We start from the raw sequence: 13,650 nt of genomic DNA, 5'->3' as shown, positions 1-13,650 counted from the left end.
TCAAGACCTTCGGCTTCGCCGGCGGCCGGGCCGACATCTGGGAGCCCGAGGAGGACATCAACTGGGGCCCGGAGGCCGAGTGGCTGGGCGACAACCGCTATTCTGGCGACCGTGAGCTGGCCCAGCCCCTGGGGGCGGTCCAGATGGGCCTGATCTACGTCAACCCGCAGGGCCCCAACGGCAATCCTGACCCCGTCGCCTCCGGGCGCGATGTGCGGGAGACCTTCGCCCGAATGGCCATGAACGACGAGGAGACCGTCGCCCTGGTGGCCGGGGGACACACCTTCGGCAAGGCCCACGGCGCCGGCCCCGACTCCCACGTGGGCCCCGAGCCCGAGGGCGCGCCCATGGAAGCCGCCGGCTTCGGTTGGCTCAGCACCCACGGCTCCGGCAAGGGCGGCGACGCCATCACCAGCGGCATCGAGGGCGCCTGGAAGCCCAACCCCACCAAGTGGGACAACGGTTACTTCGACATGCTGTTCGGCTATGAGTGGGAGCTCGTGAAGAGCCCCGCCGGCGCCTGGCAGTGGCGGGCAAAGGACGTACGCCCCGAGCACATGATCCCGGACGCTCACGATCCGTCGGTCAAGCATGCCCCGATGATGACGACCGCGGACCTCTCCCTGCGGTTCGATCCCATCTATGAGCCGATTTCCCGCAGGTTCCACAAGGACCCGCGGGCCTTCGCCGACGCCTTCGCCCGCGCCTGGTTCAAGCTGACCCACCGCGACATGGGCCCGCGCGCCCGTTATCTCGGCCCGGAAGTTCCGGCGGAAGTGCTTATCTGGCAGGATCCCGTGCCGGCCGTCGACCATCCCCTGGTGGACGCCGCCGACATCGCGGCCCTGAAGGCCGACGTCCTGGCCTCCGGCCTGGGCGTCTCCGAACTGGTCAGCACCGCCTGGGCCTCGGCCTCGACCTTCCGCGGGTCGGACAAGCGGGGCGGCGCCAACGGCGCCCGCATCCGCCTCGCCCCGCAGAAGGACTGGGAAGCCAACCAGCCGGCTCAGCTGGCGAGGGTGCTTGCCGCCCTGGAGGGCGTCCGCGCCCGCTTCAACGGCGCCCAGAAGGGCGGCAAGAAGATCTCCCTGGCCGACCTGATTGTCCTCGCCGGCTCCGCGGCTGTCGAGGCCGCAGCGAAGGCCGCCGGCCAGTCCATCACCGTGCCCTTCACCCCGGGCCGGACCGACGCCACCGCCGAGCAGACCGACGCCGACTCCTTCGCCGTCCTGGAACCCCGCGCCGATGGCTTCCGCAACTACCGCGGCGCCGGCGTGACGGCGCCCGGCGAGGAGCTGCTGGTCGACAAGGCCCAGCTTCTGACCCTCACCGCCCCGGAAATGACCGCCCTGGTCGGCGGCCTCCGGGTCCTCGGGGCCAACCATGGCGGGTCCGCGAATGGAGTCTTCACGGATCGCGTCGGCGTCCTGTCCAACGACTTCTTCGTCCGCGTGCTGGACATGGATGTCGCCTGGACCCCGGCGGGCGAGGACCTCTTTGAGGGCCGCGACCGTTCGACCGGCAAGGTCGTGCGCACGGCGACCCGCGCCGACCTAGTCTTTGCTTCGAACTCCGAGCTGCGCGCCCTGGCCGAGGTCTACGCCCAGGACGACGCTGCAGGGAAGTTCACGGCCGACTTCGTCAAGGCCTGGACGAAGGTGATGGAGCTGGATCGGTTCGACTTGGCCAGCGCTGGCTGACCACCGGCCAGGCCGCCCGCGATAGACCGTCGCGGGCGGCCTGTTCCGAACCGGCGAACACGTCTAGCCTTTGCGCCCTTATTGCGATTCCGCCATGGCGGATCATTGGCCGGTTTGGTCGCCGGCCAGGGACCTGAGGGTGTTGGCGTCGTGCAGATTACCGTTCCGGACGACGATGCGCAGATGGATTTGCTGGCCCGCGAGGTTCGCCTGCGCGCCAAAGGCGCGGCCATTGTCTTCGTTTCCGGAAACTTCAATGTCCTTCACACCGGTCACCTGCGGCTGCTTCGCTTTGCCTCCAGTCTTGGCGGTCGATTGGTGGTCGGCGTCTTACCCGATGGACAGGAAGGAGCGACTATCCGGCAGGCGACCCGGATTCGGGACGTCAAGGCGATCGGTGCGGTCCACGAGGTGGTCGCCTTGGACGAACCCGCCGAGACCTTCATCCGACGGTTACAACCGGAGACCGTGGTCAAGGGCCGGGAGTACCAGGACGTCTACAACATCGAGCAGGAGATCGTTTCGTCCTATGGCGGCAAACTGATCTTCAGTTCCGGCGAGGCTCGCCTCTATTCGTCCGAGTTGATGTCGCCAGATCTTGGGCGGGGGACGACCTCGGAGATCGCCAAGCCCATCGATTTCCTGGAGCGGAACCGCTTCCGGATTACCGATCTGGTGGAGATCATCGAGGCTTTCCGAGACCTCAGTGTCGTCGCCATAGGCGACCTGATCATTGATGAGTACATCAACTGTGATCCCCTCGGAATGTCGCGGGAGGATCCGACGCTTGTCGTGACGCCTGTGGAAAGCCGACGGTTTGTGGGAGGCGCCGGGGTCGTTGCCGCGCACGCCAAGGCGCTCGGCGCCTCGGTGACCTTCATCAGCGTGGCCGGTCAGGATGAAGCGGCGCGCTTCGCCCAGGATGAACTTTCGGCGCGCGGGGTGGCGCTCAACCTCCTCACCGACACCACCCGTCCCACCACCCTGAAACAGCGGTACCGGGCGTCCGGCAAGACCCTTCTGCGCGTCAATCACCTGCGCCAGGGGTCCATCAACCCGGACCTCCAGGCACGCCTGAACACCATTGGGGACGCCGCCCTCGAGACTGCAGACCTCCTCCTGTTCTCTGACTTCAATTACGGGTGTCTGCCACAGCCTGTGGTGGACCATCTCTCCGCCCGAGCGCGGGATCTGGGTATTCTGATGGCCGCCGACAGCCAGGCCTCATCACAGATGTCTGACGTGTCCCGGTTCCGGGGGATGTCCCTGATCACGCCGACCGAGCATGAGGCCCGCCTGGCGCTGAGGGATGAAGAGGCCGGCCTGATCATGATCGCCGATCGCCTGCAACGTGCGGCGGACGCTGAGAATGTGGTGGTCACCCTCGGGGGAGAGGGTTTGCTGATCTTCTCGCCGTCTGGCGTAGCCCACCACACAGACCGTTTGCCGGCCTTCAACCGCTCGCCGCGGGACGTTGCGGGAGCGGGTGACAGTTTCTTTACCTGCACCGCCATGGCCCTGCGGGTCGGCGCAGACATCTGGCAGGCGGCCTACCTCGGATCCCTTGCTGCCGCCTGGCAGGTGTCACATGTCGGGAACACGCCAATGCCGGCGGCGGAGCTGCTTCGTGAAGTCTCCCAGCCTCTCGTCAGGATGCACGAGTCCCGGCCGTGAAGGCTGTCCTGCTGGCGGCCGGACTGGGGACGCGTCTTCGTCCCCTCACGCAGACAGTCCCCAAGTGCCTGGTTCCCATCCGTGGGCGGCCGCTTCTCGACTACTGGCTGGAGCACCTGTTGGGACAGGGGATCGTCGACGAAGTCCGCATCAACACGCATTATCTTGCGGACCGGGTCAGGGCGCATGTGGCGCAGAGCCCCTGGAGGGACCGTATCGAACTGGTCCATGAGGAGACCTTGCTGGGCACCGGCGGCACCGTCCTGGCGAGTCGCGAATGGCTGGGAAGGTCTCCCTTCCTGGTGTTGCACGCCGACAACTTGACGGACGCGCACATCGGCGACCTCGTCGCTGCTCACCATGCGGCGGACAGCGACATCCTCATGACCCTCCTGGCCTTTCGGACTGACCGACCGCAGGATTGCGGGATCCTCGAGCTCGACCCGAACGACCGCGTGATGGGTTTCCATGAGAAGGTCGCCGATCCCCCCGGGAACCTCGCGAACGGCGCTGTTTACGTCGTCTCTCCTGAGGTCCTGGATTATCTCGGATCGCTCGGGCGATCAGTAATCGACCTTTCGACCGAAGTGATCCCCTTCCTCGTCCCAAGGATCCAGGCCCGGGTGCATACGGGATTCTTCAAGGATATCGGTAGCCCCAAGGCGCTGGCGGAAGCCGAGGCGCGGTTTCCGGCTCCCCCCTGATGGCGATGTGGCCTTCACCCTTTGAAGCCAGATGCGATGGCGATGCGGGAATCACTCCATGATCGCTTCTGGATTTGTCGACCCTGAGATGGACGCACATGAATCTCCTGGTGACTGGTGGGTGTGGCTACAAAGGTTCTGTCCTGGTGCCGAAGCTGCTGGCCGCCGGGCACAGGGTGACGGCCTTCGATATCCAGTGGTTCGGCAATGAACTTCCGACGCACGACCGCCTGACCGTGATCGCAGGCGACGTCCGGGATGTTCACGCCGTCCCCCTGGAGGATGTTGACGCCATCATTCACCTGGCCTCTGTGGCCAACGACCCTTGCGGTGACCTCGATCCCCGTCTGACCTGGGAGATCAGCGCCCTGGCCACCATGCGTCTGGCAGATCAGGCGGTCCGCAAGGGCGTCCGCCAGTTCATCTACGCCTCCTCCGGAAGCGTTTATGGCGTGAAGGACGAGCCCGAGGTCACCGAGGACCTCGAGCCCGAGCCCCTGACGGAGTACAACAAGACCAAGATGGTCGCCGAGCGGGTCCTGCTCAGCTACGCCGACCAGATGGCGGTGCAGATCGTGAGGCCGGCCACGGTCTGCGGCGTGAGCCCCCGGATGCGGCTCGACGTCTCTGTGAACATGCTCACCATGCAGGCCCTGACCAATGGCCGGATCACGGTGTTCGGCGGGGACCAGGTTCGCCCGAACATCCATATCGACGACATCACGGACCTCTACATCTTCCTGCTGGAACGCCCCGGGATCACCGGCGTCTTCAACGCCGGGTTCGAGAACATCTCCATCCGCGAAATCGCCGAGCGCGTCGCCCGCAGCATCCCGGCGGAGATCGTCGTCACTCCCTCGAATGATCCCCGGTCCTATCGTCAGAACTCGGATAAACTCCGGCAGGCCGGGTTTTCGCCGCGCAAGACTGTAGACGACGCCATCCGCGAGATCGTGGTGGCCTACCAGCGCGGAGACCTGAAGGACATCGACCGCTGGCACAATCTGAAATGGATGCAGAGGATGATGGCGTGACCGGAAGCCAGGTCTTTTTCCGGGACTACGCAACCCGGCTACAGGCGACCCTCGCGGCGGCGGACCTTGCGCCTGTGGGAACCCTCGCTGAGGCCATGCTTGAGGCCTGGCGGGCCGGACGCTGCGTTTATCTGTGCGGCAATGGGGGCAGCGCGGGGAACGCCATCCACCTCGTGAACGACCTAATCTACGGCGCCGTGCAGGGCAGGGGGCCCGGAGTTCGCGCACACGCCCTGTCTGCAAACGCTGCGGTCCTGACCTGCCTGGCTAACGACACCGACTACTCCGAGGTCTTCGCCCTCCAGCTCCAGACCTTCGGCCAACCCGGGGACATCCTCCTGGCCCTGTCGGGAAGCGGGAACTCCCCGAACATCTTGAAGGCCATCGAGGCGGGTCGCGCCCTTGGGATGAAGACCTTTGCGGTCCTCGGTTATTCCGGCGGCAAGGCCCGGACCCTGGTCGATGTTCCCATCCACTTCCCGGTCGACGACATGCAGATCTCCGAGGACCTGCAACTGGTCGTGGGGCACATGGTCATGCAGTGGCTGATGGCCGAGACGGCGAAGCACCCGTGAGCGGCCCAGTTGAAACCTGATTTCCTCGTCCTCGGCAGCAACTCCTTCTCCGGCGCCAGCTTCACCGCCTTCTTGCTGGAGCAGGGCTACTCGGTGGTGGCGGTCAGTCGGTCGCCGGAAGGACATCCGGCCCTGACGCCCTATCTCTGGAGACCGGACCGCAAGGGCGTGGCGTTCCACCAGCTCGACCTGAATACCCAGCTGCCGGAGATCTGCGAGCTCCTCAACACGCTGAAGCCGCCGCGGGTGGTGAACTTCGCCGCACAGAGCATGGTGGCGGAAAGCTGGGCCAACCCCGATCACTGGTTCATGACCAACGTCGTCTCGACCATCCGGCTGCACGAGGCGCTGAGGACCATGCCGTTCCTGGAGCGCTACGTTCACGTCTCCACCCCCGAAGTCTACGGCAGCACCTCGGGCTCGGTGACGGAGAATGCGCCCTTCAATCCCAGCACGCCCTACGCCGTCTCCCGCGCCGCCGCCGACATGAGTCTGCGCACCTACCATGCGGCCTATGGCTTTCCCGTGGTCACGACCCGGGCGGCCAACGTCTATGGCCCGGGCCAGCCCCTCTACCGGATCATCCCCCGCACACTCTTCTGCATCCGCACCGGGGAGAGGCTGAAGCTGCATGGCGGAGGCGCCTCCCAGCGCTCCTTCATCCACATCCGGGATGTCTGTGACGCCACGCTCAGGGTCGCCCTTCATGGTCGCCTCGGGGAGACCTATCACATCGCCACCCAGGACCAGATCACCATCCGCGCACTGGTGGAGACGATCTGCGCCCGGATGGGCGTGACCCTGGAGTCCGTGGCGGACGTGGCGGAAGAGCGTGTCGGCAAGGACGCATTTTACACCCTCGATAGCCGCAAGATCCGTGGCGAGCTCGGCTGGTCGGACGTCCTGTCCCTGGACACCGGAATCGACGAGACCCTGTCCTGGGTGGACGCCAACCTCGACGACCTCAGGCGTCTTCCCCAGTCCTACATCCACAAGCCGTGAGCGAGCGCATGGGCCAGGAAATCGATCTCCTTGCGAACTACCCGCGCACCCGGCGCAACGTCGATGAGCGCGGCCAGACCAAGACCGAGGCGGACCGGGCGCTCGCTCGCCAGTTCGGCAAGGACTTCTTCGACGGCGACCGCGCGCACGGGTACGGCGGCTTCTCCTACAACCCTCGCTTCTGGACCCCGGTCATCCCGACCTTCCAGTCCCACTTCGGCCTGAAGGCCGGCGACCGCGTGCTCGACGTGGGCTGCGCCAAGGGGTTCATGATGCACGACATGGCCGCGCTGATCCCCGGTATTGAGGTCAGGGGCGTGGACGTCTCAGCCTACGCCATCGAGAACGCCATCGAAGACATGCGCGACCACGTCCAGGTCGCCAGCGCCGACAGCCTGCCCTTCCCGGACAAATCCTTCGACGTGGTGATCTCGGTCAACACCATCCACAACCTCGCCGAGGCGGACTGCGCCCGGGCGCTCGCAGAGATCGAGCGGGTCGCCCGCAGGGGCGCCTTCGTGACCGTCGACGCCTATTTCGACGAGGAGCAGCGGCGGCGCATGGAGGCGTGGAACCTCACCGCCCTGACCATCAAGCATGCCGAGGACTGGAAGGCCTTCTTCGCCAGGGCCGGCTACACGGGGGACTACTATTGGTTCATCCCCTAGACCCCGGCGTCGCCCTTCGTATCCTGCGCGACATGATCCGCATCCGAGCGGTTGAGGAGGCGATCGCCGACCGCTACGCCGAGCAGAAGATGCGCTGCCCCACCCACCTGTCGATCGGCCAGGAGGGACCCGCCGCGGCTATCGGCGCGGTCCTCGGCCGCCAGGATCTCGCCGTCAGCGGTCACAGGGCGCACGCCCATTACCTCGCTAAGGGCGGCGACCTGCCGGCGATGATCGCCGAAATCTACGGGAAGGCCACGGGCTGCTCGCGGGGCAACGGCGGATCCATGCACCTCGTCGACGAGGCGGTAGGCTTCATGGGCTCGACGGCCATCGTCGGGGGCACCGTGCCGGTCGGCGTTGGCCTGGCCCTCTCGCTGTCCGTCGCCCGCAGGCCGGGTCTCGTCTGTATCTTCATCGGCGACGCAGTGCTGGAGACGGGCGTCTTCTATGAGGCCGCCGGGTTCGCCGCCGTGCGCAAGCTGCCGGTCCTCTTCGTCTGTGAAAACAACCTCTACTCGGTCTACTCCCCTCTGGAGGTGCGTCAGCCGGCCGGTCGGGCCCTCGCCGACGTCGCCGGCGCCCTGGGTCTTCAGGCGTCCTCGGGGGACGGGAACGACCCCCGGGCCGCCTATGGCCTCCTGAAGTCCGCTGCGGACCGGGTTCGGACCGGCGCCGGACCGCACTTCGTGGAACTGGCCACCTACAGGTGGCGCGAACACTGCGGACCTCTGTTCGACAACGACCTCGGTTACCGGACCGAGGCGGAGTATCTGGCCTGGAAGGCCCGGGATCCCATACCCAGGTTGACGGAGGAACTCCGCTCCGAGGGCGCCCTAGACCCCGCCTGGCTGGCCACCACACAGGCAGAGATCCAGGCCGAAATCGAGGCGGCCTTCGCCTTCGCCGAGGTCTCGCCGTTTCCGGACCCGGCCTTGGCCTATGCCGACGTTTCGTCATGGGAGATCACGCCATTCCCCTGATGACCTTCGCTCAGGCTGTACGCGACGCCCTGGAGGTGGCCCTGGAACAGGATCCCGCCGTCATCGTCTATGGCCTCGGCACGCCCGATCCCAAGGGCGTTTTCGGCACGACACTTGGCCTGCAGGAACAATTCGGCGCAGACCGTGTGTTCGATATGCCGACGGCGGAGAACGCCATGACCGGCGTCGGGATCGGCGCCGCCCTGGGTGGTCTGCGACCGGTCCTGACCCACCAGAGGCTCGACTTCGCCCTCCTGTCCCTCGATCAGATCATCAACAACGCCGCCAAGTGGCGCTTCATGTTCGGCGGCCGGCGCGCCGTTCCCCTGACCATCCGTATGATCCTGGGCCGGGGATGGGGGCAGGGGCCCACCCACTCCCAGAATCTACAGGCTCTGTTCGCCCACATTCCGGGCCTGTGCGTCGTCAGCCCCGCCACGCCGGCGGACGCCAAGGGCCTGCTCCTGTCCGCCATCTTCGGGGAGGATCCGGTCATCTTCCTTGAGCACAGGTGGCTGCACGGCGCCAAGGGCGAGACGCCGGCGGGCGACCATCGGATCCCTATCGGCAAGGCTCACCTTCTGAGGCAAGGCGGGGACGTGACCGTCGTCGCCAGCTCGATCCTGAGCCTCGAGGCCCTTCAGGCGGTCGACCATGTCGCCGCCCAGGGCGCCGCCTGCGACCTCATCGACCTCCGCACGATCCGGCCCCTGGACTGGGACGCCATCGAGACCTCTGTGCGCAAGACCGGCCGGCTCCTGGTTCTGGACCCGGGCCATGAGACCGGCGGCGTGGCCGGCGAGATCATCGCCCGCGTCACGAGCCGCTGCTGGGAGACCCTGCGCGGACCGCCGCGGCGCCTCGCCATGCCGGATGCACCGGAATCCACAAGCCCCGCCCTGACTCAGGGCTACCACGTTCGGGCCGAGCACATCGCCGCCGCGATCGGGGACCTGCTGGGCCGCCCCCTGGAGTCCGCCTCCCTGTCCAGGCGCGCCCACCCCCACGACGTGCCCGGCAACGACTTCCAGGGACCGTTCTGAAACCATGGGCGGGACAGCGGAAATGAAGGCTGCGGTCCTCTTCCAGACCGGCGCACCCCTCCGGATCCTCGACGCGGTCGAGGCGCCGCCACCGGGCCGCGGGCAGGTCTTCGTCGCCCTGTCCCACGCCGGAGTGTGCCACAGCCAGGTGATGGAGGTCCGCGGCGGCCGCGGGCCGGACCCCTACCTTCCCCACCTCCTGGGCCATGAGGGGGTCGGGCGCGTCCTGGCGGTGGGCGAGGGGGTCACTCGGGTCGTCCCTGGGGATCGGGTGGTCCTGGGCTGGATCAAGGGACAGGGTCTGGACGCCGATCCCGTCCGCTACCGCTGGCGCGACCTCGACCTCAACGCCGGCGCGGTCACCACCTTCAACACACACGCCCTGGTCGCAGAGAACCGTTGCCAGCCCCTGCCGGACGGAGTGCCCGACGAGATTGGCGTGTTGCTGGGCTGCGCGGCGCCCACCGGGGCCGGGATCGTCACCAATGAGCTGAAGCCCGCGCCGGGCGCCAGCGCCGCCGTCTTCGGCCTCGGCGGCATCGGCCTGACCGCCCTGATGGCCCTGGCGGCCGCTGGCTGCGACCCTATCATTGCCGTCGATATCGCCCCCGCCAAGCTTCAGGCCGCCCTCGACTGCGGCGCCACCCATGTGATCGACGCCAGCCGGGAGGATCCCGTCGCTGCGATCCGATCCCTCACGTCGGGACGGGGAGTGGACTGCGCCGTGGAGGCGGCCGGGCGGGTGCAGACCATCGAGCAGGCCTTCGACAGCACCCGCAAGTTCGGCGGCCAGTGCGTCTTCGCTTCCCACCCGCCGGCCGGTCAGAAGGTCTCTCTCGACCCGCATGACCTGATCTCAGGCAAGGGGCTCAAAGGCACCTGGGGGGGCGCCTCGGTACCGGACCGGGACGTGCCCCTCTTCGCCCGAATGTACCTGGACGGAAAGCTCCCCCTCGAGCGCCTCCTGCGCGACCGGTACGAGCTGGAGGAGATCAACCAGGCCATAGACTCCCTCGCCGCTGGCTCCGCCTTCAGACCACTGATCCGCCTCTGATCCGACCCTGGTTCGCCCGCCAACGACCGACGATCATGCCGTCGCGCGCGTCTCGCTGAACGCCTTCCAGGGCCCCTCGATGGCGAAGGTTCTCCCTGGTGAGTAGGCGTTCACAAACAGGAAGCGTCCGTCAGGCGAGAAGCAGGCCCCGGCCAGTTCGGTGCGTATCCGCAAACGCGCGAGGGCGCAGATGCGCCCCTCGGGCGTCACCACCTTGAGATGGTTCGGGCTCAGACTGATGCGGTCCTCGCAGACCACGAGGCCGCCCCATGGGGCGACGGTGATGTTATCTGCGTAGTCCAGGACGCGGGTGTCCCGGGACTCCACGAAGAGGTCCAGCCGATCCGCGCCCGCCCCGGGCTGCGAGGTCAGCCGGAAGATCTGTCCTAGCCGCCGTTCGCCTCCGGAGGTGCAGGTGAAAAACACGTCGCAGCCGCCATCCGGCCTCGTTGCCAGGTGGACACCCTCGCCCCGGGCGAACAGGACACCCCCCGCCGCGTGGCCCCGCTGGCGCAGGTCGTCCTTGGGGCTCTCGACCTCGTCGAGGTCGATCCATCGCACTGTCCGGATCTCGCCGACGGCCATGTCGGCCCGGCGCCAGTTGCGGCTGTCCGTCCCACCGGCCTCGAAGGCGAGGGCTTGCAGCCTCCCGCCTTCGACAAGCCGGCCGGGCGATCTTGGCAGGAAGCGATAGAGAAGACCGTCATCCCGGTCCTCTGTCAGGTAGACCGTCCCCGACCCCGGATCGACCGCCGCCGCCTCGTGCCGGAAGCGGCCCATGGCGACCAGAGGGACCGGCGCGACCGGCCCGGTTGCGCTCGCCGGGACCTCGAAGATCCAGCCGTGGCTCGCGCCGGTTTTCGGGGCAGAGACCATTGTCTCCTCGCAGGTCAGCCAGCTGCCCCAGGGGGTGGCGCCGCCGGCGCAGTTCACTGCGGTCCCGGCCAGGGCCAAGAACTGGCCTTCTCGCTGGCCAGTGGCCGGATCGACCACCAGGGCGGTCACCCCGCCTGGCAGGACGCGCCCGTCAGGCCGGCGGTCGAAGGCGGGCAGGTCCGCGAGCCGGGTCTCCAGCTCTGGCCGGCCTCCCGATGGGCCAAGCCGGGTCTCGTCAGGATCCAGCTCATGGTTGCGCATGAGGGCCAGCCGACCGTCGGGCAGGGGCAGGCACCCCATTCCATCGAAGTGGTCGGGCGTGATGAACCCATCGTCCATGGTCTCGCCCGCCGACGACAGCACCCGGTAGGAGAAGCCCTCGGGCAGGTCCAGCACGCCTAGAGGATCGCGCTTCAGAGGCCCGTATCCCCGGACCTGGTCGATGATGTCAGCACCGTCGGCCGCCTGAGCGGCGCGGGCCCCCAGGCCGGAGAAGGCAAGGGCGGTGGCCGTAAGGACCAGGGCGCGCCGGGAGGGAAGGGCGGAAGTGGGGGCTGTGAGCTTCATGACGTTAATCTACCAGAGAACGCAGACGGATTCATGACGCCGGCCCCCACCCCTCAGGCCGCGGCGTTCGCCCGAGCGAGGTCTTCTCGGATGGAACCCCGACCGAGCCAAAAGAGGGCGACGGCGACAAGGCCGATGAGCCCGCTCACGATCAGGCCCCAGCGCAGTCCGTCGTCGCGGGCGATGCTGCAGGCGGCGGCGAGGTCCGGATTGGCGGCGGCGAGACCCTGCCCAACCTGGCCTGCGGCGATCAGGCGATTGTCAGCGAAGAGCGGAAGGCAGGCCGAGTTGAAGTCCTTGCCGACGGCGATGAGGTCTGCGAGTCGCCAATTGCTGAGCCCATCGGCGAGCATGCCGAGCAGGGTGGGGCCGAAGCCGAGGCCGATCATGTTGACAATGAAGAGCATGATGGCGACCGCCGAGGCGCGAAGTTCCGGTCCGACTACACCTTGGATCGAGGCGTAGACCGGCCCATACCAAAGAGAGTTGAGGAAGATCGGCACGATCAGAAGGGCCAGCGACCAAAGCGTCGGGTCGGCGAGGCCGCCCGAAAGTCCCGGCGGGCCGCTCGGCAGCATCATCGCGGCGAAGAACAGTGGGGTCGATGCGATCATGGCGATGGCGGGCACGCTGAAGTAGGCCCGGGTGTCCTTCTTGGCCGCGGCATCGGCGATCTGCCCCCCGGCATAGGTCCCGATCGCGCCCCCGATGCCGATCACGACGGCGAGGGCGAGGCCGATCTGGGCGAGCGGCGTGGTGTGGACCTCGCCATAGAAAATCCCGAGGAAAGCGATCTGGCCGTATCCAATAAAGGCGAGCACGGCGGCCCCAAAGCTGGCGTACCAATAGGAACGGATGGACGCGAGCGCCTTCAGGGCCTCGCCGAAGCTCATGGCCGGCGCATCGGCCTTCGGCGGCGCCACGAGGCCCAGCCTGCGAGGCTCCTTGATTGTGAACCAGGCCACGACCGCCAGCAGTATTCCGGGCAGGCCGACCAGCAGGAAGGCCCAGCGCCAGTCGAGGGCCTGGGCGATCCAGCCGCCGAAGGCGAAGGCGAAGAAGGTGCCGATGGGCACGCCCATGGAGTAGAAGGCCAGGGCGGAGGCGCGCTTCTCGGGCGGGGCCGTATCAGAGATCAGAGAGTGGGCGGGCGGCGTACAGCCCGCCTCGCCGATACCGACGCCGATCCGCGCAAGGAGAAGCTGGACATAATTCTGAGCCAGGCCGCACAGGGCGGTGAACAGCGACCACAGGACGAGAGCTCCGGCGATGATGCCGACGCGATTGGAGGAAAAACGGTCCGCGTAGCGCGCAATCGGGATGCCGAGGACCGTATAGACAAAGGCGAAGGCGAGGCCCGTCAGAAGGCCCATCTGCGTATTGGAGAGATTGAACTCCGCCTTGATGGGGCCGGCCAGAATGTTGACGATCTGGCGATCAAGGAAGTTCAGCGTGTAGATGATGAGCAGGAGCCAGAGGGCGTAGCGCACCTGGCCTGGAGTGAGAGGCTGTCCGGGCGTACCGGGCGCTGGGCTGGCGGGCTTTGCTTGGGTGAGATTGGTCGACAATGCAGGCTCCATTCAAGGGGTCTACACCCGGCCCCGCGGCGCGCTGGCCGCGAACGGGGGCCGCAGTCCCGGGTCTCCGGGATGTCAGGCATGCGGCGGGCGCATCATGACAGGGAATCGGACGAGCCCAAGCGCCATTTGACGTTGTTTCCAACGGCTCTAACCGGAACTGGCGCCCGAAGGCGGTTTCTGGTCCAAAATC

General features: G+C 67.2%; 12 protein-coding genes. 10 read left to right on the top strand and 2 right to left on the bottom strand.

Going from position 1 to position 13,650, the window contains the following annotated elements:
* The 10 genes from katG to IM632_RS10435 all read left to right on the top strand — a co-directional run.
* Nucleotides 1–1,700: catalase/peroxidase HPI (gene katG, locus IM632_RS10480; protein WP_296552309.1), on the top strand; the 1,700-nt coding region annotated here is incomplete at its 5' end.
* Between the two features lie 150 nt (nucleotides 1,701–1,850).
* Nucleotides 1,851–3,374 carry a PfkB family carbohydrate kinase gene (locus tag IM632_RS10475; RefSeq protein WP_296484774.1) on the top strand — a complete coding sequence of 508 codons (1,524 nt, stop codon included), beginning with the start codon at nucleotides 1,851–1,853 and terminating at the stop codon, nucleotides 3,372–3,374.
* Complete coding sequence (locus IM632_RS10470; protein ID WP_296484777.1) at nucleotides 3,371–4,078, top strand: nucleotidyltransferase family protein; 708 nt, start codon at nucleotides 3,371–3,373, stop codon at nucleotides 4,076–4,078. The genes IM632_RS10475 and IM632_RS10470 overlap by 4 nt, the downstream gene beginning before the upstream one ends.
* A gap of 98 nt (nucleotides 4,079–4,176) precedes the next feature.
* On the top strand, nucleotides 4,177–5,112 hold the full coding sequence (locus IM632_RS10465) for an NAD(P)-dependent oxidoreductase (RefSeq protein ID WP_296504070.1): 936 nt from the start codon (nucleotides 4,177–4,179) through the stop codon (nucleotides 5,110–5,112).
* Nucleotides 5,109–5,687: an SIS domain-containing protein gene (locus IM632_RS10460; RefSeq protein ID WP_296484784.1), complete on the top strand. Its 579-nt coding sequence runs from the start codon at nucleotides 5,109–5,111 to the stop codon at nucleotides 5,685–5,687. The genes IM632_RS10465 and IM632_RS10460 overlap by 4 nt, the downstream gene beginning before the upstream one ends.
* Before the next feature lie 9 nt (nucleotides 5,688–5,696).
* Nucleotides 5,697–6,689 carry a GDP-mannose 4,6-dehydratase gene (locus IM632_RS10455; RefSeq protein WP_296484787.1) on the top strand — a complete coding sequence of 331 codons (993 nt, stop codon included), beginning with the start codon at nucleotides 5,697–5,699 and terminating at the stop codon, nucleotides 6,687–6,689.
* 8 nt (nucleotides 6,690–6,697) lie between these two features.
* A complete protein-coding gene (locus IM632_RS10450; protein ID WP_293518327.1) occupies nucleotides 6,698–7,357 on the top strand; it encodes a class I SAM-dependent methyltransferase in 660 nt (219 codons plus the stop codon).
* Nucleotides 7,342–8,340, top strand: coding sequence for a thiamine pyrophosphate-dependent dehydrogenase E1 component subunit alpha (locus IM632_RS10445; RefSeq protein WP_296484792.1), 999 nt, complete (start codon nucleotides 7,342–7,344; stop codon nucleotides 8,338–8,340). The genes IM632_RS10450 and IM632_RS10445 overlap by 16 nt, the downstream gene beginning before the upstream one ends.
* Nucleotides 8,316–9,383 carry a transketolase C-terminal domain-containing protein gene (locus tag IM632_RS10440; RefSeq protein WP_296484795.1) on the top strand — a complete coding sequence of 356 codons (1,068 nt, stop codon included), beginning with the start codon at nucleotides 8,316–8,318 and terminating at the stop codon, nucleotides 9,381–9,383. The genes IM632_RS10445 and IM632_RS10440 overlap by 25 nt, the downstream gene beginning before the upstream one ends.
* A 22-nt stretch (nucleotides 9,384–9,405) precedes the next feature.
* Nucleotides 9,406–10,437, top strand: coding sequence for a zinc-binding dehydrogenase (locus IM632_RS10435; RefSeq protein WP_296497565.1), 1,032 nt, complete (start codon nucleotides 9,406–9,408; stop codon nucleotides 10,435–10,437).
* 33 nt (nucleotides 10,438–10,470) lie between these two features.
* On the opposite strand, the gene IM632_RS10430 is transcribed toward IM632_RS10435, so the two are convergent.
* Nucleotides 10,471–11,880, bottom strand: coding sequence for an alkaline phosphatase PhoX (locus IM632_RS10430; RefSeq protein ID WP_296484800.1), 1,410 nt, complete (start codon nucleotides 11,878–11,880; stop codon nucleotides 10,471–10,473).
* Nucleotides 11,881–11,933: 53 nt separating this feature from the next.
* On the bottom strand, nucleotides 11,934–13,448 hold the full coding sequence (locus tag IM632_RS10425; protein WP_296484803.1) for an MFS transporter: 1,515 nt from the start codon (nucleotides 13,446–13,448) through the stop codon (nucleotides 11,934–11,936).
* Nucleotides 13,449–13,650 lie beyond the last annotated feature (202 nt).

Source organism: Phenylobacterium sp. (assembly GCF_020402505.1).
Lineage (GTDB): Bacteria > Pseudomonadota > Alphaproteobacteria > Caulobacterales > Caulobacteraceae > Phenylobacterium.
Note: the sequence above shows the minus strand (reverse complement) of the source record. Positions and strands in the feature narration are given on the sequence as shown.